The sequence below is a fragment of the Kitasatospora cathayae genome (assembly GCF_027627435.1).
Taxonomy (GTDB): domain Bacteria; phylum Actinomycetota; class Actinomycetes; order Streptomycetales; family Streptomycetaceae; genus Kitasatospora; species Kitasatospora cathayae.
The window spans coordinates 1,540,701-1,562,593 of sequence record NZ_CP115450.1 but is presented as its reverse complement, the minus strand read 5'-3'; the positions used below and the strand labels follow the sequence as shown (position 1 = coordinate 1,562,593).

Here is a 21,893-nt window from a genome sequence, read left to right as displayed (position 1 = left end):
GTGCTGACCGCCGAGCAGGCCGAGCGGGGGATCGACGCCGGGGCGTCCTTCCTGGTCACCCCGGGCTGCCGGCCCGAGGTCGCGCAGGCTGCGCGGACCCGCGGGGTGCCGGTGGTGCTGGGAGCCCTCACCCCGACCGAGGTGGCCCGGGCGGTCGACCTGGGCGCCGCGGCCGTCAAGATCTTCCCCGCCCGGTCGTTCGGCCCGGGTTACTTCAAGGACCTGCGCGGCCCGTACCCGGACGTGCCGCTGGTGGCCTCCGGCGGGGTGAACGCGGGCAACGCGGCCGAGTTCCTGGCGCATGGGGCGCTCGCCGTGTGCGCGGGGACGGACGTGGTGCCGCCGTCGGCGGTCGAGGCGGGGGACTGGGCGGAGATCACCCGGCGGGCCCGGGCGTTCACCCGGGCCTGCGCGGCGGGGGCGTAGCGGGTCGGGGGAGTTCGGCGCGCGGGTACGGCGGCGGTTCCGTGAAGGTGTGCGGCGGGCTGTCGGGGCGGCCGGGATTGGACGAGAATCGGTGGCACCCGGCTCAGCCCGGCTCAGCCGGCCGCTCGGCTCTCGGCCCGCACGGCCCCCGGACCCGGTAGGAGGACCCACCCCATGACCTCGACCCGCCCCGGCCCCGACTGGCTGGCCGACGCCGTCCTCTACCAGATCTACCCGCAGACCTTCGCGGACTCCGACGGCGACGGCATCGGCGACTTCGCCGGCATCGCCGAGCACCTCGACCACCTCTGCTGGCTCGGCGTGAACACGGTCTGGCTCACCCCCTGCTTCGCCTCGCCGTTCCGCGACGCCGGATACGACGTCACCGACTACCTCACCCCCGCCCCGCGCTACGGCCGCACCGAGGACCTCGTCGCGCTGGTCGAGGCCGCCCGCCGCAAGGGCATCCGGATCCTGTTGGACCTGGTCGCCGGGCACACCTCCGACCGCCACCCCTGGTTCCTGGCCGCCGCCGAGGATCCGGCCGACCACCGCTACATCTGGTCGGACCGGCAGGTGGACGGCTTCGTCGCCTCGCCCGGGAGCCGCCCGGGCTGGTACCGACCGAACTTCTTCGACTGTCAGCCCGCCCTCAACTTTGGCTATGCACGCGGCAGTTCCGAGGAGCCCTGGCGCCAGCCCGTGGACGCCGAGGGGCCGCGGGCCAACCGGGCGGCGCTGCGCGGGATCATGGCGCACTGGCTCGGCCTGGGCGTGGCCGGCTTCCGGGTGGACATGGCGTACTCCCTGGTCAAGGACGACCCGGGCCGGGTCGAGACCGCCAAACTCTGGACCGAACTGCGCGACTGGCTGGACCGCACCCACCCCGAGGCCGCGCTGTTCGCCGAGTGGGGCGAGCCCGCCGCCGCCGTCGCGGCCGGGTTCCACGCGGACTTCTTCCTGCACTTCGGCGGGGAGGACCAGGGCCTTCCGCTGCGCTCGCTCTGGAACAACGGCGCCGGAACGGTCGAGGAGTTCTGGCAGCAGGGCCCGTGCTACTTCGAGGCCGAGGGGCGCGGCACCCCGCGGACCTTCCTGGACGCCTGGCGCTGCGCCGCCGAACTCACCGAGGGCAACGGGCACATCGTCCTGCCCACCGCCAACCACGACTTCTCCCGGCTCGCCACCGGCCCGCGCTCCGGCGAGCAACTCGCCCCCGCCTTCGCCTTCCTGTTCACCTGGCCGACCCTGCCCGCCGTGTACTACGGCGACGAGATCGGGATGCGCTACCTGCCCGGGCTGCCGGACGTCGAGGGCAGCGTGCTCGGGCCGCGCTACAACCGGGCGGGCTCGCGGACCCCGATGCAGTGGACGCCGGGCCCCTCGGCCGGGTTCTCCGCCGCGCCGCCCGAGCGGCTCTACCTGCCGCTGGACCCGGACCCGCGGCGCCCGGACGTGCTCTCCCAGCGCGCCGACCCGACGTCGCTGCTGCACACCGTCCGGCGGCTGATCGCGCTGCGCCGCGCCCACCCGGGGCTGGGCGCGTCCGGCGGGGTGGAGGTGCGGCACGCCGGCTACCCGCTGGTGTACACCCGGTCCGGGCGGTACCTGGTGGCCGTGAACCCGCGTCGGGAGCCGGGGGCGGTCCGGCTGACGGGCGAGGTGGGCGCGGTGGGTGCGGTGCGGCCGCTGGAGGTGGACGGCGCGCGGCCGCTGGAGGTGCGGGGCGTGCGGATCGTGGACGGTGAACTGCGGGCGGACGGGTTCTCGTACGGGGTGTTCGAGCTGGGCTGAGCGGCCGTTCGGCGGGTGCCGGACCGGCTGGGTGGCCTGTGCTGGGCCTGATGGGGGCCGTGCCGGACCGGCCGGGGGCCGGTGCTGCACCGGATGAGGCAGGCCCCGGCTTCCGGTCGCTGTCGGATAGTTGTAAGCTACATCCACAGATGGTTGCATTTGCCACCTGAATTGGTTGTATTTGCCACCTTGATCGGAAGAGATTGCCGGAGGACGGTACGAACGCCATGAGCACACCCCAGACCCCCGCCGCAGCGCCCACCCTGGGGCACTCGCTCAAGCACCTCGCCGTCCACCTGCTCACCCCGCTGCTGATGTGCCTCGGCATGGCCCTCGCCTACCAGGGCGCCTTCCACCAGCCGGAGCCCCACCACCTCAAGGTCGCCGTGGTCGGAGCCGGCCCCCAGGCGCACGGGCTGGCCCAGACGATCCAGGGCAAGGCCGGTGACGCGCTCGACGTCCGCACCGTCGACGACCGCGCCGCCGCCGAGCGGCTACTGCGCGACCGCGACCTGGTCGGCGCCTTCGTGCCCGACGCCAGGAACCCCGAACTGATCGTGGCAAAGGGCAACTCGGACACCTCGGTGGTGGCCGCCACGGCGGTGTTCACCAACGTCACCGACAAGCAGGGCGTCCCGCTGCACGTCACCGACCTCACCACCCTCGCCAAGGGTGACCCGACCGGTCAGGGCCTGTTCTTCCTGCTGGTCGCGCTGAGCATCGGCTCCTACGCCAGCGTCGCGGCGATCGGCGCCGCCGGTGCCGGGCTGAGCCTGTGGATCAGGGCACTGGTCGGCCTGGCGGTCTCGCTGGTGGTCAGCGTGATCGGGATCGTCACGGCCGGGCCGCTCTTCCACGTCGTCGACCACGACCAGGCCGCGATCTGGGCGCTCGGCTGGCTCTACTCCGCGGGCATCGTGCTGATCGGCATCGGCCTGCACGGCTTCCTGAAGAAGTGGACCACGCTCGCGCTGATGGTGCTTTTCGTGATGCTCAACTTCACCTCCTCCGGTGGCGTCTACCGGCCCGAGCTGCAGAACGGCTTCTTCGGAACCCTGCACGGCTTCTGGACCGGCGCCGGCTACCTGGAGGGCGCCCGCAGCATCCTGTACTTCGACGGCGGCGCCGGCCTCGGCGGGCACGTAGTGACCCTGCTGGTCTGGCTGCTCCTGGGCGGGGCGGCCCTGGTGGCGGCGGCGATGCACGAGGGCCGCGGACGCCGTCCGGTGGAGACGCCGGCGGAGGCCGAGGAGGAGATGGAGGAGGCGGTCGCGGTCTGAGGACCGTTCGACGGCGGGACCTCGGAGGCTTCACCCGGCGCGATGGGCATCGGCGCCGGGTGGGGATCGGCGGCCCGCGCCCGGCCTTGGACAAGCCGGGCGCGGGCCCGTTCGTGCAGGGTCTCGGCTGCTCAGCTGCTCGGCTGCCGCCGGGCCGGCGGCCGGGTGAAGCAGCAGTCCCCGCAGAGCCCCGCGCCCGGCCCGATCCGGTAGTAGAGGCAACAGCTCGTCCGTCGGAACGCCGCCCCGCGCGAGCCGGTGAGCAGCGTGCCGGAGCCCGTCAACGGCGGACGGTCCAGCAGCTGTGCGACCAACTCCGAGGCTGTGAGCGAGGCTTGGGAGCCCAGGATCCGGAGCACCCCGGCCAGCGCGGAGGCGGCGTTGCCGCGCAGCAGGCGCGCCGAGAGCGGTACGGCGGCGCGCACTGCTGCGGCCAGTGGCTCCAACTGGCCGATCAGGACGGCCTGGTGGAGCTGATCGATGAGCGGACCGGCGGCGGGGCGGACCGGTTCCGGTGGCGTCCAGAGATCGATCGGCCCCTGGTCCGGGATCCGTACCCAGGCGTGCTCCAAGGACGGGACCGTCCCCAGCAGGACGGCCGAGCCGACGCCCACCGACCAGAACCGGGCGGCCAGTCCGAGGTGCAGGATCGAGGCGGCGACCCGCAGTTCGGCCGTGCCCAGGCGCTGTGCCACCACCCGGACCCGGGCCGCGAGCGGGGCGTCCGGGCCGGTGCCGTAGAGCTCCGGCAGTGGGCGGAAGCCGGGCGGCGGGGTCCCGGTGGCGGAGGTGTCGAGCGCGAAGTACGGGCCGACGGCGGCGAGTCGGGCGTAGTCGGGGTGCGGGAGTTCGGGCGAGGGGGGCGGCGGTTGCTCGGGCGCGGGGTTCAACGGCCGTCCCCTGTGCGGTCGTTGGACCCCGCGCCGGCTTCGGTCGGCCCTGGTGTGGTCGGGCGGTCGAGGAGCATCGGGGCCTCCGTGGCGTCCGGGGATCGGGCGGGTGGTGACACCCCGGCCCGGTCGGACACCGGAAGTCCCTGGTCGGGCGGTGGTCAGCCGCGCACGGTGAAGTCGCCACCGGTCGTGCGGATGAACGGTACCGTGCCCTGGCAGTCCGAGACCGGTGCGCCGAAGAAGCCCCAGACCCAGCCGATCCGGTCCCCGTGCCGGCCGTCGTCCTCCACGGAGAGCGCCACCTTCTGGCCGACGACGGGCCGGCCCGGGAACCACGGTGCCTCGCCCTTGGTGACCACGCCGGTGGCGATGGCCTCCCGGCCGCCGACGGCCAGGCAGGTGATGTCCCCCTCGAAGTCGGCGACCAGCCGGCCGTCGGTGTGCACGTGGCGGACGTGGAAGTGGCCGCGGGTGGTCTCCAGGGGTTTGAGGGTGTCGGCGCGGGCGTCGATCGTGAGCTGGACCGGGTCGCCCTCGAAGGTGCTGAACCTGGAGTCGAGGACGGTGTTGCCACTTCCGTGCAGGCCCACCGACGCGTTGCCGGCGGCGACCGCTTCCGGCGAAGCGGTCGGTGCCCCCGAAACGGCCGGTGCTCCCGAAGCGGCCGGTTCACCGGCGGAGGCCGGGGCGGCGGTGGCGACCGTCGCCGCGAGGAGACAGAGCGCGGCCGCGGTGGTGGCGAGACGGCGGTTCATGCTGATTCGTCCTCCCGTGCGGGTGGTTGTTCCGACGGCATCGAGTCTGGTGCGGACGGCCCGGGCAAACCTCCCGCTGCGGAGGGGAGTTGCCTCCTCCACGGGGAGGAGCCCCGCCTCCCCCGGGAGAGCTGCCCGTAGGCTCGGCGGTGTGCGTACCGACCCGCTGACCCGCCCCGACCGGGCTCGATCCCGATCCCGGCGTTGGCCCGCCCTCGCCGCCGCCCTACTGCTGCTCGCGCCCGTCGCGCTCGCGCACCCGGGGGACCACGGCGCGGCCCTGCTGCTCGCCCTGACGGCCGCACTCGCCGCGGTGGTGGCGCTGCTGCCCTGGCCGCTCGGCCGGGTCACGCTCACCGCTGCGGCCGTCGCCGCCGCCGGAGCCTCGCTGTCGGTGGACCTGTGCTACCCGGGGCCCTACCGGCTGCCCGCGTTCTGGCTGCCGTTCGAATGGCTCGCGCTGCTCGGCGTGCTGTTCCGGGCCGTGCGCAGGCTGCCCGACCGCTGGGCCGGGCCGATCGGCGGACTGGTCGGGCTCGCCGCCGCGGTGCTGCCGCTGCGGTTCGCGCTCCGGACGCCGCACGGCGGAGCGGCCGGGCCGGTGACCGGCGTGCTGTTCTCCCTGCTGCCGGTGCTCGGGATCGCCGGGGCGAGCCTCTACCTGCGGGTCCTGGACGCCCGTCGGGAACGGGCCGTGGCCCGGGCGAGGCGCGAGCAGCGGCTCGAAGTCGCCCGGGGATTGCACGACTTCGTCGCCCACGAGATCACCGGCATCGTGCTGGAGGCCCAGGCCGGTCAACTCCCGGGCCAGGAAGCGGAGGAGACCACGGCACTGCTGCGCCGACTGGAGGAGGCGGGGCTGCGCGCGCTCGACTCGATGGACGAGATGGTCGGCGCCCTGCGCGAGCAGCAGGAGGCGGCCGGAACCACCCGCCGCCTCGGCCTGGCCGACCTGCCGGACCTGGTGACCCGCTTCGCCGCGATGGGCGGCCCGCGGGCCACCGTCGACCTCGCCCCGGAGGCCGTCGAACTGCTCGGCGCCGAGGCCCAAACCACCGCGTACGCCGTCGTCCTGGAGGCCCTGACGAACGTCCGTCGCCATGCCCCGCAGGCCACCGCGGTGACGGTCCGGGTGGCCCCCGAGCCGGACGGCCGCGCGGTACGGGTGATCGTCGGCGACAACGGCGGACCGGCCACCCGCGGGCCCCGGCTGCGCCGCCGCCCAGGCGCGGGCGGTACCGGTCTGGCCGGCCTGGCGGCCCGGGCCACCGCCCACGGCGGCACCTTGACCTCGGGCCCGCTCGGTCCGTCCGGCTGGCAGGTGTGCTGCACCCTGCCGGGACGGGAGGGCCCGTCCGGCGACGACCCGCACCCCGGGCTTTCGCCGGGACGGTCGGAGCGCTAGGTTGAACGCGTTCAAGTCATTGAACGCGTTCAAATCCTGCTCGGGGGAATCGGATGAGCGAGTCACTGCCGGCTCGGCCCGGCTATGCGGTCGAGGCCGAGGCCGTCAGGCGGTCGGATGCACCGCGTGCCGAGCCCGTGCGGGGCCCGGTCAGGCCCAGCGGACGGGTGCTCGTCGCGCTGGCCGGTGTCGCGTGGCTGCCGTGGGCCGTTGCCGGACGGGGGGAGACCGGGTGGTACTGGGTGCTGGTCGGCGGGTTCTTCGGGCTGACCGTGCTGCCCCTGGCCGTACCGCGCGAGCCGGTGTTCCGACGCGCCTGCCTGACCGTCGGCTGGCTGCAGTTCGGGATCGAGGCCGTGTTCTCGATTCCGTACGTCCTGATCCCGCTGCCGGTGTTCGTCTTCGCCCTCCCGTCCGGCGTCATGCTGCTGCTCACGGGTCGGCGGAACCGCGGCTGGGTGGGGACGGTGACTGCCGCACTGCTCGTGGCGGGCCCCATCGGACTCCTCGCCAATGGCGGGTGGACGCGCATCTAGGGGCGCCCCCGGGGGCGCGCGTCGGCGCCACCGGGCGCGGGCGTGGCTCAGCGCCCCGCCGGTGCCGCGGGCGAGCGCGGGCGGGTGGGGGTGACGCGGTCGACCGGGACGAGGCCGCCGTGCGGGCCGCAGACGGCGGGAACTTTCCCGCGCGCCGGGTGGTGCGGGAGACTGCCCGGCGTGACGAGTGCGAACGGTGGGTGTCCGCGGGTGATCCGGGTGTTGATCGCGGACGACCAGGAGGCCGTGCGGCGCGGCGTGCGGCGGATCCTCGAGGCGCAGCCGGACATCGAGGTGGTGGGCGAGGCCGTCGACGGGCTGGCCGCACTGGAGCTGGCGGCCGAACTGCGGCCCGACGTCGCGCTGGTGGACATCCGGATGCCGAGGTTGGACGGGCTGGAGGTGACCAGACGGCTGTCCGGCTCGGTGCGGGTGGTGGTGCTGACCACCTTCGATCTGGACGAGTACGTCTATCCGGCGCTGCGGCACGGCGCGTCCGGGTTCCTGCTGAAGCGTTCCGGCCCGTCGCTGCTGGTCGAGGCGGTGCGGGCGGCGGCGGACGGTGAGAGCCTGATCAGTCCGTCGGTCACGGTGCGGCTGCTGAAGCACGTGACCGCGCCGCGCCGGCCGGCGCGCCCGGCGGTGCCGGTGGTGCCGCTGACCGAGCGGGAGGTGGAGATCGCCGGGCACGTCGCGGCGGGCCGGACCAATGCCGACATCGCTGCCGAACTGTTCATCTCCGCGGGGACGGTGAAGACCCACGTGGCCAGCATCCAGCGCAAGCTGGGCGTGTCGAACCGGGTCGGGATCGCCGTGCACGCCTGGGAGATGGGCTACCCGGTGCCGCAGTAGCGCTTCGTGGCGGCTGGGGACAGTTCGTGGAAGAGCGCGTCCACGGAGCCGAGGGGATGCTCCGTGGACGCGCGGAACCTGCGAGGCGGGGGTGGCCTCCGGACATTGCGTCCTCCGGCCGGTAGTTCGATCGTCGACCGAGGTAGTTCCAGCGGCAGACCCTGATCCGTCTCGATCTGTCGCCACTGCCTCCTGCGGTCGAACTTCCTTCAGCTACCTCGCAGGTCCATTTCCCATCATGCGCCTCCTACGACGTGTGCACCAGGGGTGAACGGGCCGAATTCGGGCAATTTTCGCAAGTCGGGGCCGGACCGGGGTCGGTGGGTCCGGCCTCAGCCCTCACGGCTTCGGCCACCCGTCCACGAAGCTCAGCGTCCGGTGGTACGGCCCGTCCGGCCCGGTGCTGCGGTAGTCCTCGGTGCTGGTACCGGTACGGACGGTGCGGTCGCCGTCGTGGCGCTGGGCGGTCGGTCGCAGGGTGTGGTCGATCGTGGTGCGCTCGGTGACGTGGCCGCCGGTCGCCGTGGTGGCCTCACGGTGGTAGCCGAGGTCCATCGCGGTGTTCTGGTCGGTGTTCCCGGCCGCGTCGTGGGTCACCCTGTAGGTGACGTCCAGCGGTTCGCCCTCGTGCACGGTGGTGGTGCGGTGCGGTCCGCCGCCCCAGGTGGTGGTGGTGCGGGTGAGGTCGGTGCCGTTGTGCAGCGTCACGTCGTTGCCGCTGTCGCGCAGTCGCTGGGCGGAGCTGAACGCGAGGTCGTCGCGGACCTCGGTGGTGATCCGGCCGTGCGAGGTCTGCACCCAGCCGCGGGCGAGGTCGTGCCGGGCGGCGGTGACGGTCCAGTCGCCGCTGCCGCCGCCGTGGTCGGTGAGCTCGGTGCCGACGGTCGCCTCGGGGGCGACCCGGTAGTCGGTGAGCTGCCCGGAGGTGCGGGCGGTGCCGTGGTCGACCTCGGCGAAGAGGTTGACCTGGCCGGTCCAGACGTCGTTGCTCTGCGCCTCGGTCGCGTTGATCGTGATGCCGACGCTGTGCGGGCGCCCGTCGAGCAGCAGGCCGACGTACGGGGTGAGGTCGACCCGGTAGGCGGGCAGGTCGAAGGCGAAGACGCCCGGTATCGGCCGCCACAGCAGCGGGTCCCAACCCCCGGTGTAGATCACCGGGTACGGCCAGACCGCGCCGACCACCCGGCCGTCCACGGTGAGCCGCAGCTCGCGGAACGGGCCCTTGCCGCAGGCGCCGATCGACGGGTTGGCGGCGACGAAGGCGTCCGGTGCGGAGGCGTACGCGAACTCCTCGCAGGCGCCGCCGCCGCGGGCGTAGACCTCGGCGGTCAGGCGCTCCAGGTTCTGCGGGAAGGTGAGGTCCTTCGCGGTGGCCGGGGCGGCCTGGGTGAGGGCGAACGGGCCGGTGGTGAGGACCTGGTCGGCGCCGTGGGCGGTCGGCCAGCGGTCGTTCGCGGTGTAGAAGGTCAGGCTCGCCGAGATCTTGTAGACGCCGGTGTAGGTGGCGTCGGTGACGTTGGCGAGGTCGAAGGAGAACGGCAGCGGTCCGGCGGTGAACAGCGGGGCGTAGCGGGTGAGATCGCGCTCGACGTTCCACCGGATGCCGTCCCTGGACGGTTCCGGGGTGGAGGACAGCAGCACCTGGACGCCGCCGATGCGGACGCTGAAGATCCGGTCGAACTGCCGTCCGGCGACCTGCCCGTGGAGGTCCAGGACCACGGCGGACCAGGGGCCGGCGCAGTCGGCGGGCGGGGTGAGGGTGGCGGTGTACGGGGTGTCGGGCGGGTTGCCGTAGCCGTTGCGGAACTCGCGGTCGTGCATCACGTCGACGGTGCAGGAGCGGGTGTCGGGGCGGGTGAGCGGCTTGGTGGCGGTGATCGGGTCGTGGTAGCCGCTGCCGAAGTCGGCGTGGGCGGGCGCGGCGGCGGTGAGGGTGCCGGCCAGGGTGAGGGCGGCGGCGCCGATCAGTCCGGCGGCGCGGCGGAGCAGGGGCGTTCGGGACTCGGTTCGGCGGAGCAGGGAGCGCAGGGCCAAGGTGGATCCCCGGGGTCGGGCGGCCCGTCGGCGCGCGACGGGTCGGGTGGGTGATCCGGGCATCCTTCCGGCGGTGGCATGTGAGCGTCAAGGGTCGCTGCCGGAGGGCGGAGGCTTTCACAACTCCGGTGGTTCCGGCGGGAACTGTGGCTCGCTCGGGTCCTGCGGGGTCCCGTGGTGCCCTACCACTCCTCCAGCGCCGCCGCCTCCTGACGGATCAGGTTGCGCAGCGTCGCCAGCGGCGGCCGGCGGTCGTCCGTGCGCCACTGCATCTCCAGCGGCAGGGTGGCCCGCCCCTCCAGCCGTACGGTGGCCACGTCCTCGGTGAGGTGGCCGGTCATCGAGCCGGGCACCAGCGAGAAGGCGCGGTTGCGGGCGAGCAGGTAGAGCCGGGAGCCGACGATCCGCGGCGGGCTGACCAGCACGGGCGGGTCGACACCGTGCTCCGCACACAAACCGAGCACGTGGTCGAAGTACCGGGGGTGCTGCTCGCGCGGCCACAACAGCAGTGGCAGGTCGCGCAGTTCGGTCAGCCGCAGGCTCGCCCGCCGGGCCAGCGGGTGGTCCCGGCCGAGGGCGACCCGGACCGGCTCGTCGGCGATCCGTTCCAGCCGGTAGCCGGGTACGTCCTCCAGGAAGCGGCCGAGGCCGATGTCGGCGAGCTCGCCGGCCAGTGTCGCGGAGACCTGCCCGGTGTCGACGGCGAGTTCGGCGGTGTCGAGCGCGGGCAGCTCCTGCTCGGCGCGGCTGACCACGGCGGGCAGCAGCCGGTTCACCACGCTCGGCGAGGCGACGATCCGGGCCGTCCCCAGCCGGGACTCCTCGTGCAGCCGGACCCGGGTCAGCAGTGCCCCCGCCTGCTCGAGCAGGCGCGCGCTCTCGGCCGCCATCACCTCGCCGGCCTCGGTCAGCGCGACCGAGCGGCGGCTGCGGTCGAACAGCTCGACGCCGACGGTCCGCTCCAGCCGGGCGACCTCCTGGCTGACCGTCGGCTGCGAGATGTGCAGCCGTTCGGCGGCCCGCCCGAAGTGCAGCGTCTCGGCGACGGTGAGGAAGACTTCCAGCTGACGCAAGGTGAAGCCCATGCCGATCATCCTAGTGCGAACCGATAGGTGATCACCTATCAGAAACCCCAGGACTCATTCTGGTTTCCGATCCGAACCGTCCCTACGCTGATCGTCACGTTGCCCCGTCGCAGTGGCATCTCACAGGGAGCTCGCATCATGACCGGACTGTCCGCCAGCACTGCCAGCACTGTCAGCACCGCCGGTATCGCCGGTACCGGCGCTCCCGCCATCCGGATCTCCGAGGAGGTCGCGCGGGCCGTCGCCGACGGTCGTCCGGTGGTCGCCCTGGAGTCGACGATCTTCACCCACGGCCTGCCGCGGCCCCGCAACCTGGCCGTCGCGCTGGAGGCCGAGCAGCAGCTGCGCGAGGCGGGCGTCGTCCCGGCGACCATCGGCGTGCACGCGGGCGTCCCCACGGTCGGTCTGAGCACCGAGCAGATCACCGAACTGGCCGCCACCGACGGCCTGGACAAGGTCAGCCTGCGCGACCTGCCCGTGGTCGCCGCGCTCGGCCGCCACGGCGGCACCACCGTCGCCGCCACCGCCTTCCTCGCCCACCGCGCGGGCGTGCGGGTCTTCTCCACCGGCGGCCTCGGCGGCGTCCACTTCGGCGCCTCGGAGAGCTTCGACGAGTCCGCCGACATGACCACCCTGGCCGCCACCCCGGTCACCGTGATCAGCGCCGGCGTGAAGTCCATCCTCGACATCCGGGCCACCCTGGAGCGCTTCGAGACCCTCAACATCCCGGTCATCGGCTACCGCACCACCAAGTACCCCGGCTTCTACGTCACCGACTCCGGCCACGAGATCAACTTCGCCGTCCAGTCGCCCGAGGAGGCCGCCAGGGTCATCGACGCCCGCGACCGGCTCGACCTGCCGCAGGCCGTCCTGATCGCCAACCCGGTCGACCCGGCCAAGCAGCTGCCGCCGCAGGAGCTGGACGGCATCCTGGCCCGCGCCCGTGCCGAGGCCGAGCGCCGGGGCATCACCGGCAACGCCTCCACCCCCTTCCTGCTCGACCACATCCAGCGCGACACCGGCGGGCGCAGCCTGGAGGTCAACGTCGAGGTCTACCGCGGCAACGTCCGCCTCGGCGGCGAGATCGCCACCGCGCTGGCCGCCCGGGCCGGTGGGTCCGCCGCCGCGTCCACCGGAGCCTGAGCCGTGCTCGGGGTGCTCGGCGACCTCGTCGAGGACATCGTGGTCTGGGTCGACGGCCCGCTGCGCCACGGCACCGATTCCGGTGCCCAGGTGTTCCGGCGGCGCGGCGGCAGCGCGGCGAACGTCGCCCGTTTCGCCGCCGGGCAGTGCCCGGTCCGCTTCCTCGGCTGCGTCGGCGCGGACGCCGTCGGGGACGGCATCGTCGCCGAACTCGGCGGCCACGGCGTGGACGTACGGGTGCAGCGGCACGGTCAGACCGGCAGCATCGTGGTGCTGATCGACCAGGACGGCGAGCGCACCATGCTGCCCGACCGAGGTGCCGCCAAGCTCCTGGAACGCGTCCCGGACGAATGGCTGACCGGCCTGACCCACCTGCACGTGCCCGGCTACTCCTTCGACGGCGAGCCGGTCGGCCGGACGGCGGTCGACGCGCTCGCCCGGGTCCGGCTGGCGGGCGGCAGCACCTCGGTGGACGCCTCCTCCACCGGCATGCTGGAGCAGTTCGGACGGGAGCGGTTTCTCGCCTTGCTGGCCGAGTTGGCGCCCACCTTCGTGTTCGCCAACCGCTCCGAGTCCGCCTTCCTGGGGCTGCTGGTGGACGGCCTGCCGGGGCCGGAGCGCGCCCGGCTGGCGGCCACCACGGTGGTCACCAAGTCGGGTGCCGAGGCGACCACCGTCGACGTGCCGGACGAGGGGCTGTTCACCGTACCGGTGCCGCCGGTCGCCGAGGTGCGCGACCTCACCGGGGCCGGGGACGCCTTCGCGGCGGGCTTCCTGGCCGGGTTCCTGGACACCGGGGAGCTGCGGCTGGCGGCCGGGCTCGGGCACCGCAGCGCGGCCCGGGTGCTGGGCTCGCCGGGGGCTTCGCTCGGCGGGTGCTAGCGGGCGCACTACGGACGTAGTACTACGTCCGTAGTACTGCTTCTGTAGTGCTAGATCTGTAGTGCGTCCTTACGGAGGAAGCGCTTCAGCTTCTGCCACGTCCAGGCGTTGATCACGTCCTCGGTGGTGAGCCAGCCGCGCTGCGCCGTACCGATGCCGAAGCGCGGGTAGGCGAGGTGGCCGGTGGCGTGCGCGTCGCTGTCGATCGAGAAGCGCACGCCGTGGCGCTTGGCCCGCAGGATGTCCTCGTCGCGCAGGTCGAGCCGCTGCGGGGAGCTGTTGATCTCGATCGCGGTGCCGGTGCGGGCGGCGGCCTCGAACACCGCGTCCAGGTCGACGTCGATCGGCCCGCGCAGGCCGATCCGCCGGGTGGTGAGGTGGCCGATGATGTGGACGTACGGGTTCTCGCAGGCGCGGATCAACCGCCGGGTCTGAGCGGTCCGGTCGAGGTTGAAGTGCGAGTGCACGGAGGCCACGCAGACGTCGAAGCCGGCCAGGAACTCGGGCGGCCAGTCCACACCGCCGTCCGGGCCGATGTTCAGCTCGGTGCCGTGCAGCAGGCGCAGCTTCCTGTGGCGGTCCGCGAGTCCGCGCAGCTCCTCGCGCTGGGCGAGCATCTTCTCGGCGGTCATCCGCTGCATCACCAGGTCCGGTGCGTGGTCGGTGACGGCGTAGTAGGAGTAGCCGCGGGCAGCGGCCGTGTCGATCATCTCGGTGAGGGTGGCCAGGCCGTCGGTCAGGTCGGTGTGGGTGTGCAGGTCGCCGCGCAGGTCCGACTCCTCGATGAGGTCCGGGAGTTCACCGTTCAGCGCGGCCTCGATCTCGCCGCGGTCCTCGCGCAGCGTCGGCGGGATCCAGGGCAGGCCGAGGGCGGCGTACACCTCGTCCTCGGTCTCGGACACCACCTTGACGCCCTCCGTCCGGGCGTCTGCTCCGCCGTCCTTCTTCGCTCCCGTCGTGCCCGTCGTGCCCGCCGCGCTCTTCGCTTCTTTCGCGGCCTTCGTGCCCTTCGCGGCCTTCTTGGCGGTGCCGTCGACCTCGAACAGGCCGTACTCGGACAGCTTCAGTCCGGCCCGCACCGCCATCGTGCGGAGCTTGATGTTGTGCGCCTTCGACCCGGTGAAGTAGACCAGCGCGGCGCCCCAGTCCTCCTCGGGGACGACCCGCAGGTCCACCTGGATCCCCTGGGTGGTGCGGACCGAGGTCTTGGTCGGCCCGCTGCCGATCACCTCGGCCACGTAAGGGAGTTCGGTGAGCGCGGCCATCAGCGGAGCGGAGTCGTCGGCGGTCGCCAGCACGTCGATGTCGCCCACCGTCTCGCGCATCCGGCGCAGCGAGCCCGCGTACGCGCAGCGGGTGCAGCCGGGGACGGCGGAGAGCGCCGCGACCAGTTGCTCGGCCAGCTCGGTGGCGACGTCGAGCAGGGTCCGTCCGCCGGACTGCCGCATCAGCTCGATGCCGTGCAGGATCTTCTCGCCGCTGCGCTCGCCGAGGCCGGCCACGCCGGACAGCCTGTCGGCGCGGATCGCCCCGGCGAGTTCGTCCACGGACGCGATGCCGAGGTCGCGGTAGAGGGCGAGGGCGCGCTTGGGGCCGACGCTGGGAACGGCCATCATCTCCCGTACGCCGGACGGGATCCTGGCCCGCAGGGACTCCAGCGCGGGGATCCGTCCGGTGGCGAGGTACTCGGCGATCTTCGCCGCCGTGGACTTGCCGACGCCGGGGATCTGCTGCAGTCCCTTGAGGTCCAGATCGGCCAGGTCCTCGGGGTAGCCGCCGACCGCTCGGGCGGCCTTCTCGTAGGCGCGGGCCCGGAAGGCGTCCCCGCCGGTGATGTTGATCAGGTCGGCGTACTCCTGGAGCAGCTCCCTGACCTGGTCGTTGAGCCGGGGCATGGGGCAAGTCTAGGTTCGGTGGCCGTCGTTCGCCGCGCGGTCGCGGCCGTGCGGGTCGCTGGTCGTGCGGGTCGTGCGGGTCGTTGGTCGTGCGGGTCGCCGCCGTGCGGGTCGCTCGCCGTGGGCAACCTACTAGTCGTAGGCGACCGCCAGCAGCAGCACGACGGTCAGGCCGCCGCCGGGCGTCGGCTCGACCGCGAGCCGTCCGCCCGCGGCCAGCACCAGGCTGTGCAGCGCCGGGCCGACCGGTCCGGTGGCCCGCACTCCTGCCAGCAGCCACTCGCGGGTCTGCGGTGGCTCGTACGCTCCGCGATCGGAGATCCGTATCTCCACCCGCTCCCGGCCGCGCGCGGACGTGCCCCGCCCGGCCGCGGTCCGGGGCGCCGCCGGGCCGGCGCGCCCGACGTCCGCGCGGACCAGCACTCGGCCGCCCAGCGGGCTGCGCCGGATCGCGTGGTCGACCAGCCCGGCCACCGCGGCCTCCATCCGTCGGGCGTCCCCCGCCACCACCGGCAGCCCGGGCGCCAGCCGGACCGTGACGGCCGCCGCCCGGCCGCCGCCGCGCACCACCCGGCGCACCACCTCGGAGACCTGGACGTGCCGCGCCTGCGGCTCGCACCCGGCCTGCCGGCCGGTCCAGCGCAGTTGGTCGAGCTCCGTCCGGGACAGCGTCCTGGGCCCCGCCATCGCGATCGGCGGGTACGGCCCGAGGCCGTTCGACGCGCCCGCGCCGTCCTTGCGTCCGGCACCGCCGCCACCGACCCCGCCGCCCGCGCCGCCGAGCGCGCCGAGCGCCCGGGCCCCCGAAGCGACGTAGCCCCAGAGCTTCCCGCGTGCCATTGCCCTGCCCCTCGTGCCTGACCGGCGGCCGTCATCGGATCCGCGGCCGACCGGGGCGGGCCGCTTCCCGGGCCCTCCTGCCAGCCTGCGCCTCCTCCGCCCGGGTGACAATCCGGCTCCGGGACGCGAAGTGGGCCCCGGCCCCCGCCGAGCGGCGGGTGGGCGGTCCGCCGACCGGCGGGGCGCGTCCCGCCGGGGCCTGCTCGGGGCCTGCTCGGGAGCCCCGGCCGGAGTCGTTCGGGCGTTGAGGAGTGCCCGGTCTGCCGGCCGGGCGATGACCACAGAGAAGTCTTCGCAAAAAACTCTTTGCGAAGGATTCTTTGCGGTCCTAGACTTCTGGCATGACCGAAGACCGTGGCTGGATGCACAGTGACGACCCGCACGTCGTCCTCACTGCCAAGGGCATGAAAGCGATGGCCCACCCCGTGCGGATGCAACTGGTCGGGCTGCTGCGAAGGCATGGCCCGTCCACGGCGACGAGGCTCGCCGAGCAGCTGGGGCTCAACTCCGGAGCCACCAGCTACCACCTGCGCCAGCTCGCCGCCGCGGGCTTCGTAGAGGAGGACGCGGAGCGCGGCAACGCCCGGGAGCGCTGGTGGCGTTCGGCGCACCGCGTGACGGTCTGGACGGGGGAGGACATGGCGGACGAGGAGCCCGAGACGGCCGTCGGCTTCCTGCGGGCCGTGCTGGCCGGCCACACCCTGACCGGGCAGCGCGTGCTCGACGCCTTCGAGACGATGCCCAGGGAGTGGCGCAAGGCGGTCGACTTCAGCGACATGCTGCTGCAGCTCACGCCGGGCGAGGCCGAGCAGCTGACCGCCGAGCTGACGGCGGTCCTCCGGCGCTACCGCCCGGTCGGCGCCGCCGGGCCGGTGCCGGAGGGCAGTGAGCAGGTCTCCGTGGTGGTCCACGTGTTGCCCGACGCGCAGGGTCTGTCCGGCTCGGGGGAGGGGGGAGCCGAATGACCGCCACCGTCACCGATTCGCCGGTGCGCAGTCTGCGGCCGCTGGTCGGGGTGCTCGCCGCCACGGCGGTCTCCCTGACCGGGACCCGAATCTCGGCCATCGCACTGCCCTGGTTCGTGCTGGCCACCACTGGCAGCGCCACCCTGACCGGTCTGGTCGCCTTCGCCGAGATGACGCCGTACGTGCTGGTCAAGGCGCTGACCGGGCCGCTGGTCGACCGGCTCGGGCCGCGCGTGGTGTCCTGGACGACGGACGCGGTGAGCGCCGTCGCGGCCGGGCTGGTCCCACTGCTGCACGCCCGGGGGCTGCTGCCGTTCTGGACGCTGTTGGCGATGGTCGCGGTGATCGGTGCGATGCGCGGGCCGGGTGACCTGGCCAAGTCGGTCATGGTCCCGGAGGCGGCCGACCACGCCCGGGTACCGATGGAACGGGCCACCGGGCTCTCGGGTGTCACCGAACGGCTGGCCTCCACGATCGGACCGGCCGTCGGCGGCGGGCTGGTCGCGCTGGTGGGGCCACTGGCCGGGCTGGCGATCAACGCAGTCACCTTCGCGCTCGGGTCGCTGATCGTCGCCCTGGCGCTGCCACCGGGCATGGGGCGCTCGTCGGTTCCGGGCCCGGCGGCGGTTCCGGGCCCGGTCGTGGTCCAGGACGAGCAGCGTGGCGGCGGCTACTGGCGGATGTTCCGGGAGGGTTTCGGCTTCCTCCGGGCGGAACCGCTGCTGCTCACCGTGACCGTCATGGTCGGCGTCACCAACCTGCTAGACGCCGGGTTCACGACCGTCCTGGTCCCGGTCTGGGCCCGGGAGTCCGGCAACGGGCCGGCCGTGATCGGGCTGATCGGCAGCGTCCTGGGGGTCACGGCGGTGGCCGGCAGCCTGATCGCGGCGGCGCTCGCCCACCGGTTGCCGCGCCGTACGGTCTTCTTCGTCGGCTTCCTGCTCGCCGGGGCGCCGCGCTACCTGGTGCTCGCGCTGGACGCGCCCGTGTGGGTGGTGGTCACGGTCTTCGCGGTGGGCGGTTTCGGCTCCGGGTTCCTCAACCCGATCCTCGGCGCGGTCCTCTTCGAACGGGTTCCCCGCCACCTCCTCGGCCGCGTCCACGCCCTCAGCGACTCCCTGGCCTGGGCCGGCATCCCCCTCGGCGGGCTCCTCGCGGGTGCGGCCGTTGCTCTGGTCGGCCTGATACCCGGGCTGCTCACGGCCGGCGTCCTGTACTTCGCCACCACCACGCTGACCGGCCTGCGGCCGGAATGGCGGGAGATGGACCGAACGCGCGGGCACGGGGGTGCCGAGGCCGATGGGCAGGTGACGGCAGTCGTGGTGGAGGCGGCACGGCCGTAGCGGTCGGGCATCGAGCGGCAGGGAGGCGGGAGCGAGGGCAAGTCGGCAGCGCAGGCGCGAGTCGCCGGGCGGACACGCGCGGATGAGGTGATCGCCACCGGTTCATCGACGGTTGGTGGGCGGGCGCCCCGACCAGTGGAGGAGCAGGAGGCTGGCCGAGGCCGCGAGGGCGCACCAGGTGGACATGAAAGCGAATCGCCAGAGCAGGGCGCAGAGGACGGCGCCCGTTCCGGTGACCAGGCCGAGGCGGCGGAGCAGACGGTCGCCGCTGAGGAGGAGGGAGCCGACCGTGGTGAGGAGATAGCCGGCGAGTAGGAAGGCCGGGTGCGGGATGCCGATGGCGTAGCCGAGGGTGTGGCCGTACCGGGTGGCCGTCACCGGGTGGGAGGCGACGGCGGCCGCGAGCGGGATCGCGATCACTGCGCCCAGCACGGTCAGCTGGACGAGCCCACGGCGGCGGTGCGGGCCGACCGGGTGCCCGGGCTCGCAGGCCGCCTGCCACACCCCGGCGGGGACCAGGACGGGCAGCAGCGGCAGGGCGATCACCGCCCAGGCGGTGCGGGCCGCCTCGGCGAGGGGCGGGGGCAGCTCACCGTCCGCACCGAGCCAGACCAGTGCCTCGACGAGTTGGTGCACGCTCAGCATCAGCGGGAGCGCGGCGAGCGAGAAGGGCTGCGGCCACCTGGACCGCCGGGCGCGCACCAGGCAGGCCACGCCGACGCCCGCGACCGCCCCGCCGACCACGGCGTCCGCCTGGGCGCTCCAGCGCATCGGTTCGCCTACTCGCCCTTCGCGTTCGCGTCGGTGTCGGTGTTGGTGTTGGTGTCATCGCGCGCGTCACCGCCACTGACCTGGTCGGGCGCGGGGTGTTTCCTGCCGTTGCCGTTGCCGTTGCCGTTGCCGTTGCCGTTGCCGTTGCCGTTGCCGTTGCCGTTGCCGTCGCCGACCCGGTCCCGGCTGCCGTCACCGATGGCCGGCTCGTCCTCCGGCGGCACCCCGATGCTCTCCAGGGTGTCCCGGACGCTGCCGGGCATCGCCGGATGCCGTCCGATCACGATCACCCCGATCACGATCGCCACCAGCCCGGCGGCCTCCCAGGCCAGCGCGCCCGGGGTGACCCGCAGCCGGTCACCGAGGAAGCCGACTGCGCAGGCGATCCCGGACAGCGGCTGGGCGGCGGTCAGCGCCGGCAGGGACATCCGCAGCGGGGCGGCTTCGAAGGCGCTCTGCACCAGCAGCAGCCCGACCACGCCGGCCGCCACCACCGCGTACGGCTGCCAGGTGCGCAGCACCACCGCCAGCCCGCTGTGGTCGAGGCGCTGGGTGGTGGTGCGGGTCAGGGCGTCCTGCAGGCCGTAGAGCAGTCCCGCGGCGAGTGCCAGCAGGGTGGCCTCCTCGAACAGCGGCAGCCGCCGGGCGAGCGTGACCAGTAGCAGGGTCAGCCCGACCACGGTGCCGACCACCAGCCAGTGGCGGAGCTCCCCGGCGGGTGGACCGCCACCGGTCGGCTGCCCCGCCACGATGAACGCCGTCACCCCGAGGCCGAGCAGCAGCACCCCCGCCCAGCCCGAGCGGCCGAGGGTCTGACGGGTCAGCACCCGGGAGAGCGCCATGGCGAACAGCAGGTTGGTCGCCAGCAGTGGCTCGACCAGCGACACCTCGCCCTGGTTGAGGGCGAGCGCGGAGAGGAGCAGACCGCTGACCATGAACCCGGTGCCGAGCAGCCACTCGGGCATCCGCATCAGGTCCAGCAGCAGGCGCCAGTGCAGCATGTCGGCACGAGGGGCCCGTTGCGCCGCGTGCTGCTGGAGGACGAAACCGAGTCCCAGACAGCAGGCCGCGCTCAGAGCGAGGAGGAAGACCGCCACGGAGGGACCACCAGGTTGTCGCTGCCCCGCGCCGCGCCGGCGGGTCCGGGGGAGGGTCGGCGGTCGCGGCGCGCTTCCGTCAGCGTACCGCCGTCGCACCGGTCCGGGCGGATCGGACGCGGCGGTACCGCGCCGGCCACCGCGGCAACTGCCGCGCTTGCCGCCACGGGCGAGGCGGGCGCACGCTGGTGTGAGCGGCCACCACGGGCCCACCGCCCGGGTCGGCCCGGACCGGTGCGACGGGGGCCGGCGCCAGGAGGTGTGGCATGCACAACCAGTGGGACGTGGAGCTGAGCTTCGACGAAGACGGCGTGCACACGGTGTGCGACGCCAGGTTGACGGGCGCGAGGGCGCCGGGCCTGAGCGCGCACGGCGAGGCCGAGAAGAGTGCGGAGGACCGTCCGCTCGCCAGGATCGGCGAGGAGGTCGCGGCCTCCAGGGCCCTGGAGGAACTGTCCCGCAAGCTGCGGGCCCAGGCCACCGGGGAGATCGAGGACGAGGGGCACCGCCCGGGTTACCTGATCTACTGACGATCGACCGACGGTGTTCTGCACGTCGGTACGGGCGGTACGGCCAGTACAGCCGGTACAGCTCGGGGTGGTCGTGCGGGCACGACCACCCCGAGGCGGGTACGGCCGGATTCAGCGGGGTACCGGTGGCCCACAGCGACCAGCCCTCACCGCCGTGGAACTCGGCCATCCGCCGGTCGCCGTCGAAGAAGTCCGCGCACCGCGCGTCGGCGGGCTCGCGGCTGGTCGGCTCGGAGCCCGCCGCCGGATCGGGCGCCGGCACCTCGCTGCCCGCCCAGCTGTGGAAGCCGGTGGTCGGAATCCCTGCCGGCGCCGGCCGGCCGTCCGCCCGGATGGGAGTGGGACGGCTGCGGGGCGACCGTGCGCAAGCGCCAAGTGTCCTTTGCAACAAGAGACTTGCATGTACGTCGGGTTCCGGTCGCCGTGCGGCAGGACGGTCCGTGGGCTGCCGGAGCGGTGGACTACCGGAGCGGCGCCTCGGCGCGGCACAGCCGCTCTGCGGCCGAGCGGACGGCGTCCTTCCACGCCTGGTACCCCTCGGGCGGCCCGTACGCGAGGCTCTCGACCCAGTACTCGGGGCCGACGGTCTCGAGGAACTCGCGCTCGGCCTCGGTGTCCCCCGACAGGCAGCGGTACCAGACCTCGCCTGCCACCTCGCCGGCCGTGATCTCCCCGGCCGCCAGGCGGCCCGCCAGGTCGTGGAGCAGGCAGAGGTCGGCGGTGCGCTCGTCGGGCAGGGTGGTGCCGAGCTGGTGCAACGCCTCGCGGAACACCTCGTCGGTGCTGTCACCCCGGGAGCGCCCGGCCAGGTCGCGCAGCGCGGAGGAGTCCAGGCCGGCGGCGAGCAGGTGCGCGGCGGCCATCGGCAGGTCCGCGGGCTCGACCAATCCCACGACGTACTGCCAGGTCAGTGTGTGCAGCTCGGTCATCCCGGCATTCTGTCGGACGCCCTCAGCTGCGCCACCAGGCGGCCGGATCACTCCATCCCCCCGAACACCCCCCTGGCACGATCGCCGCCCGCTCCACCCCACCCCGGGCGGCCGACATCGCGAACGTGACCTGCGCGGTGACTGCGGCCGGCACGGTCGCCAGCGCCCGCTCCGCAAGGAACATCCCGATGGCGACATCGAGCCGGCTGATCGGCCCCATCGCCGACTACGCATCCCGCGCGGCGTCCCCGCCACTCAGCGTCCAGGCCGACTTGAGCACCGGAATCGCGAACACCAAGGCCGACGCCATCACATGAGCCGCACTCACCTGCGACGCTCCCCTCGACGCCCACTTCCACGACGCCCACTTCCACGATGCTCGAACAGCGGCGCAGACTGGACCTCGTGGCCCAGGCGAGTTGCGCTGGGGGCGGTCAG

The 21,893-nt window shown here is 73.7% G+C and carries 20 protein-coding genes and 1 pseudogene; 12 read left to right on the top strand and 9 right to left on the bottom strand.

Annotation, left to right across the window (positions count from 1 at the left end; all coding sequences use genetic code 11):
- The 3 genes from O1G21_RS07105 (at position 1) to O1G21_RS07095 (ending at position 3,500) form a co-directional block, all read left to right on the top strand.
- Positions 1 to 426 carry a bifunctional 4-hydroxy-2-oxoglutarate aldolase/2-dehydro-3-deoxy-phosphogluconate aldolase gene (locus tag O1G21_RS07105; RefSeq protein WP_270141744.1) on the top strand — a complete coding sequence of 142 codons (426 nt, stop codon included), beginning with the start codon at positions 1 to 3 and terminating at the stop codon, positions 424 to 426.
- Positions 427 to 600: 174 nt separating this feature from the next.
- Positions 601 to 2,220, top strand: coding sequence for an alpha-amylase family glycosyl hydrolase (locus O1G21_RS07100; protein WP_270141743.1), 1,620 nt, complete (start codon positions 601 to 603; stop codon positions 2,218 to 2,220).
- Between the two features lie 227 nt (positions 2,221 to 2,447).
- Positions 2,448 to 3,500, top strand: coding sequence for an ABC-2 transporter permease (locus O1G21_RS07095; RefSeq protein WP_270141741.1), 1,053 nt, complete (start codon positions 2,448 to 2,450; stop codon positions 3,498 to 3,500).
- Positions 3,501 to 3,631: 131 nt separating this feature from the next.
- On the opposite strand, the gene O1G21_RS07090 is transcribed toward O1G21_RS07095, so the two are convergent.
- Together O1G21_RS07090 and O1G21_RS07085 are read right to left on the bottom strand one after the other, a co-directional pair.
- A complete protein-coding gene (locus tag O1G21_RS07090) occupies positions 3,632 to 4,390 on the bottom strand; it encodes a (2Fe-2S)-binding protein (protein ID WP_270141740.1) in 759 nt (252 codons plus the stop codon).
- Between the two features lie 161 nt (positions 4,391 to 4,551).
- The gene (locus tag O1G21_RS07085) at positions 4,552 to 5,148 is read right to left on the bottom strand and encodes a hypothetical protein (protein WP_270141738.1); all 597 of its coding nucleotides are present in this window, start codon (positions 5,146 to 5,148) and stop codon (positions 4,552 to 4,554) included.
- Positions 5,149 to 5,299: 151 nt separating this feature from the next.
- On the opposite strand from O1G21_RS07085, the gene O1G21_RS07080 reads away from it, so the two are divergent.
- The 3 genes from O1G21_RS07080 (at position 5,300) to O1G21_RS07070 (ending at position 7,941) form a co-directional block, all read left to right on the top strand.
- Complete coding sequence (locus tag O1G21_RS07080) at positions 5,300 to 6,553, top strand: sensor histidine kinase (RefSeq protein ID WP_270141736.1); 1,254 nt, start codon at positions 5,300 to 5,302, stop codon at positions 6,551 to 6,553.
- A 53-nt stretch (positions 6,554 to 6,606) separates the two neighbouring features.
- The gene (locus tag O1G21_RS07075; RefSeq protein WP_270141734.1) at positions 6,607 to 7,089 is read left to right on the top strand and encodes a hypothetical protein; all 483 of its coding nucleotides are present in this window, start codon (positions 6,607 to 6,609) and stop codon (positions 7,087 to 7,089) included.
- Between the two features lie 180 nt (positions 7,090 to 7,269).
- Positions 7,270 to 7,941, top strand: coding sequence for a response regulator (locus O1G21_RS07070; RefSeq protein WP_270141732.1), 672 nt, complete (start codon positions 7,270 to 7,272; stop codon positions 7,939 to 7,941).
- 339 nt (positions 7,942 to 8,280) lie between these two features.
- Here the strand turns inward: O1G21_RS07070 and O1G21_RS07065 are convergent, their stop codons facing one another.
- Complete coding sequence (locus tag O1G21_RS07065) at positions 8,281 to 9,975, bottom strand: peptide-N4-asparagine amidase (protein ID WP_270141731.1); 1,695 nt, start codon at positions 9,973 to 9,975, stop codon at positions 8,281 to 8,283.
- 182 nt (positions 9,976 to 10,157) lie between these two features.
- On the bottom strand, positions 10,158 to 11,060 hold the full coding sequence (locus O1G21_RS07060; protein WP_270141729.1) for a LysR family transcriptional regulator: 903 nt from the start codon (positions 11,058 to 11,060) through the stop codon (positions 10,158 to 10,160).
- Positions 11,061 to 11,198: 138 nt separating this feature from the next.
- Here O1G21_RS07060 and O1G21_RS07055 point away from each other — a divergent pair, with 138 nt between their 5' ends.
- Entirely contained in the window at positions 11,199 to 12,203 is a 1,005-nt protein-coding gene (locus O1G21_RS07055) for a pseudouridine-5'-phosphate glycosidase (RefSeq protein WP_270141728.1), read from the top strand.
- A 3-nt stretch (positions 12,204 to 12,206) separates the two neighbouring features.
- Positions 12,207 to 13,085: a carbohydrate kinase family protein gene (locus O1G21_RS07050; protein ID WP_270141727.1), complete on the top strand. Its 879-nt coding sequence runs from the start codon at positions 12,207 to 12,209 to the stop codon at positions 13,083 to 13,085.
- Between the two features lie 50 nt (positions 13,086 to 13,135).
- On the opposite strand, the gene O1G21_RS07045 is transcribed toward O1G21_RS07050, so the two are convergent.
- Entirely contained in the window at positions 13,136 to 14,980 is a 1,845-nt protein-coding gene (locus O1G21_RS07045) for a helix-hairpin-helix domain-containing protein (protein WP_270141725.1), read from the bottom strand.
- Between the two features lie 132 nt (positions 14,981 to 15,112).
- On the bottom strand, positions 15,113 to 15,820 hold the full coding sequence (locus tag O1G21_RS07040) for an ATP-binding protein (protein ID WP_270141723.1): 708 nt from the start codon (positions 15,818 to 15,820) through the stop codon (positions 15,113 to 15,115).
- 341 nt (positions 15,821 to 16,161) lie between these two features.
- Between O1G21_RS07040 and O1G21_RS07035 the strand changes: the two genes are divergently transcribed.
- Together O1G21_RS07035 and O1G21_RS07030 are read left to right on the top strand one after the other, a co-directional pair.
- Positions 16,162 to 16,785 carry an ArsR/SmtB family transcription factor gene (locus tag O1G21_RS07035; protein WP_270141721.1) on the top strand — a complete coding sequence of 208 codons (624 nt, stop codon included), beginning with the start codon at positions 16,162 to 16,164 and terminating at the stop codon, positions 16,783 to 16,785.
- Positions 16,782 to 18,128 carry an MFS transporter gene (locus O1G21_RS07030; RefSeq protein ID WP_270141720.1) on the top strand — a complete coding sequence of 449 codons (1,347 nt, stop codon included), beginning with the start codon at positions 16,782 to 16,784 and terminating at the stop codon, positions 18,126 to 18,128. The genes O1G21_RS07035 and O1G21_RS07030 overlap by 4 nt, the downstream gene beginning before the upstream one ends.
- Before the next feature lie 102 nt (positions 18,129 to 18,230).
- Here the strand turns inward: O1G21_RS07030 and O1G21_RS07025 are convergent, their stop codons facing one another.
- Together O1G21_RS07025 and O1G21_RS07020 are read right to left on the bottom strand one after the other, a co-directional pair.
- On the bottom strand, positions 18,231 to 18,899 hold the full coding sequence (locus O1G21_RS07025) for a DUF6629 family protein (RefSeq protein ID WP_270141719.1): 669 nt from the start codon (positions 18,897 to 18,899) through the stop codon (positions 18,231 to 18,233).
- Between the two features lie 257 nt (positions 18,900 to 19,156).
- Positions 19,157 to 19,996: pseudogene (locus tag O1G21_RS07020) on the bottom strand (DMT family transporter); the annotation flags it as partial.
- Positions 19,997 to 20,262: 266 nt separating this feature from the next.
- On the opposite strand from O1G21_RS07020, the gene O1G21_RS07015 reads away from it, so the two are divergent.
- Positions 20,263 to 20,526 (top strand): dsRBD fold-containing protein, encoded by a 264-nt coding sequence (locus O1G21_RS07015; protein ID WP_188302898.1) that lies wholly within the window; start codon positions 20,263 to 20,265, stop codon positions 20,524 to 20,526.
- Between the two features lie 461 nt (positions 20,527 to 20,987).
- Here O1G21_RS07015 and O1G21_RS07010 read toward each other — a convergent pair whose 3' ends face one another.
- On the bottom strand, positions 20,988 to 21,455 hold the full coding sequence (locus O1G21_RS07010) for a hypothetical protein (RefSeq protein ID WP_270141716.1): 468 nt from the start codon (positions 21,453 to 21,455) through the stop codon (positions 20,988 to 20,990).
- Between the two features lie 188 nt (positions 21,456 to 21,643).
- Here O1G21_RS07010 and O1G21_RS07005 point away from each other — a divergent pair, with 188 nt between their 5' ends.
- Complete coding sequence (locus O1G21_RS07005) at positions 21,644 to 21,772, top strand: hypothetical protein (protein ID WP_270141714.1); 129 nt, start codon at positions 21,644 to 21,646, stop codon at positions 21,770 to 21,772.
- Positions 21,773 to 21,893 lie beyond the last annotated feature (121 nt).

What these genes read in the sequence shown, in the direction of transcription:
- O1G21_RS07040 (WP_270141723.1), bottom strand. Translation starts at nt 15,820, where the DNA reads ATGGCACGCGGGAAGCTCTGGGGCTACGTCGCTTCGGGGGCCCGGGCG.
- O1G21_RS07015 (WP_188302898.1), top strand. Translation starts at nt 20,263, where the DNA reads ATGCACAACCAGTGGGACGTGGAGCTGAGCTTCGACGAAGACGGCGTG.
- O1G21_RS07035 (WP_270141721.1), top strand. Translation starts at nt 16,162, where the DNA reads ATGACCGAAGACCGTGGCTGGATGCACAGTGACGACCCGCACGTCGTC.
- O1G21_RS07100 (WP_270141743.1), top strand. Translation starts at nt 601, where the DNA reads ATGACCTCGACCCGCCCCGGCCCCGACTGGCTGGCCGACGCCGTCCTC.
- O1G21_RS07055 (WP_270141728.1), top strand. Translation starts at nt 11,199, where the DNA reads ATGACCGGACTGTCCGCCAGCACTGCCAGCACTGTCAGCACCGCCGGT.
- O1G21_RS07030 (WP_270141720.1), top strand. Translation starts at nt 16,782, where the DNA reads ATGACCGCCACCGTCACCGATTCGCCGGTGCGCAGTCTGCGGCCGCTG.
- O1G21_RS07010 (WP_270141716.1), bottom strand. Translation starts at nt 21,455, where the DNA reads ATGACCGAGCTGCACACACTGACCTGGCAGTACGTCGTGGGATTGGTC.
- O1G21_RS07075 (WP_270141734.1), top strand. Translation starts at nt 6,607, where the DNA reads ATGAGCGAGTCACTGCCGGCTCGGCCCGGCTATGCGGTCGAGGCCGAG.
- O1G21_RS07045 (WP_270141725.1), bottom strand. Translation starts at nt 14,980, where the DNA reads ATGCCCCGGCTCAACGACCAGGTCAGGGAGCTGCTCCAGGAGTACGCC.
- O1G21_RS07095 (WP_270141741.1), top strand. Translation starts at nt 2,448, where the DNA reads ATGAGCACACCCCAGACCCCCGCCGCAGCGCCCACCCTGGGGCACTCG.
- O1G21_RS07060 (WP_270141729.1), bottom strand. Translation starts at nt 11,060, where the DNA reads ATGGGCTTCACCTTGCGTCAGCTGGAAGTCTTCCTCACCGTCGCCGAG.
- O1G21_RS07085 (WP_270141738.1), bottom strand. Translation starts at nt 5,148, where the DNA reads ATGAACCGCCGTCTCGCCACCACCGCGGCCGCGCTCTGTCTCCTCGCG.
- O1G21_RS07005 (WP_270141714.1), top strand. Translation starts at nt 21,644, where the DNA reads ATGGCGACATCGAGCCGGCTGATCGGCCCCATCGCCGACTACGCATCC.
- O1G21_RS07025 (WP_270141719.1), bottom strand. Translation starts at nt 18,899, where the DNA reads ATGCGCTGGAGCGCCCAGGCGGACGCCGTGGTCGGCGGGGCGGTCGCG.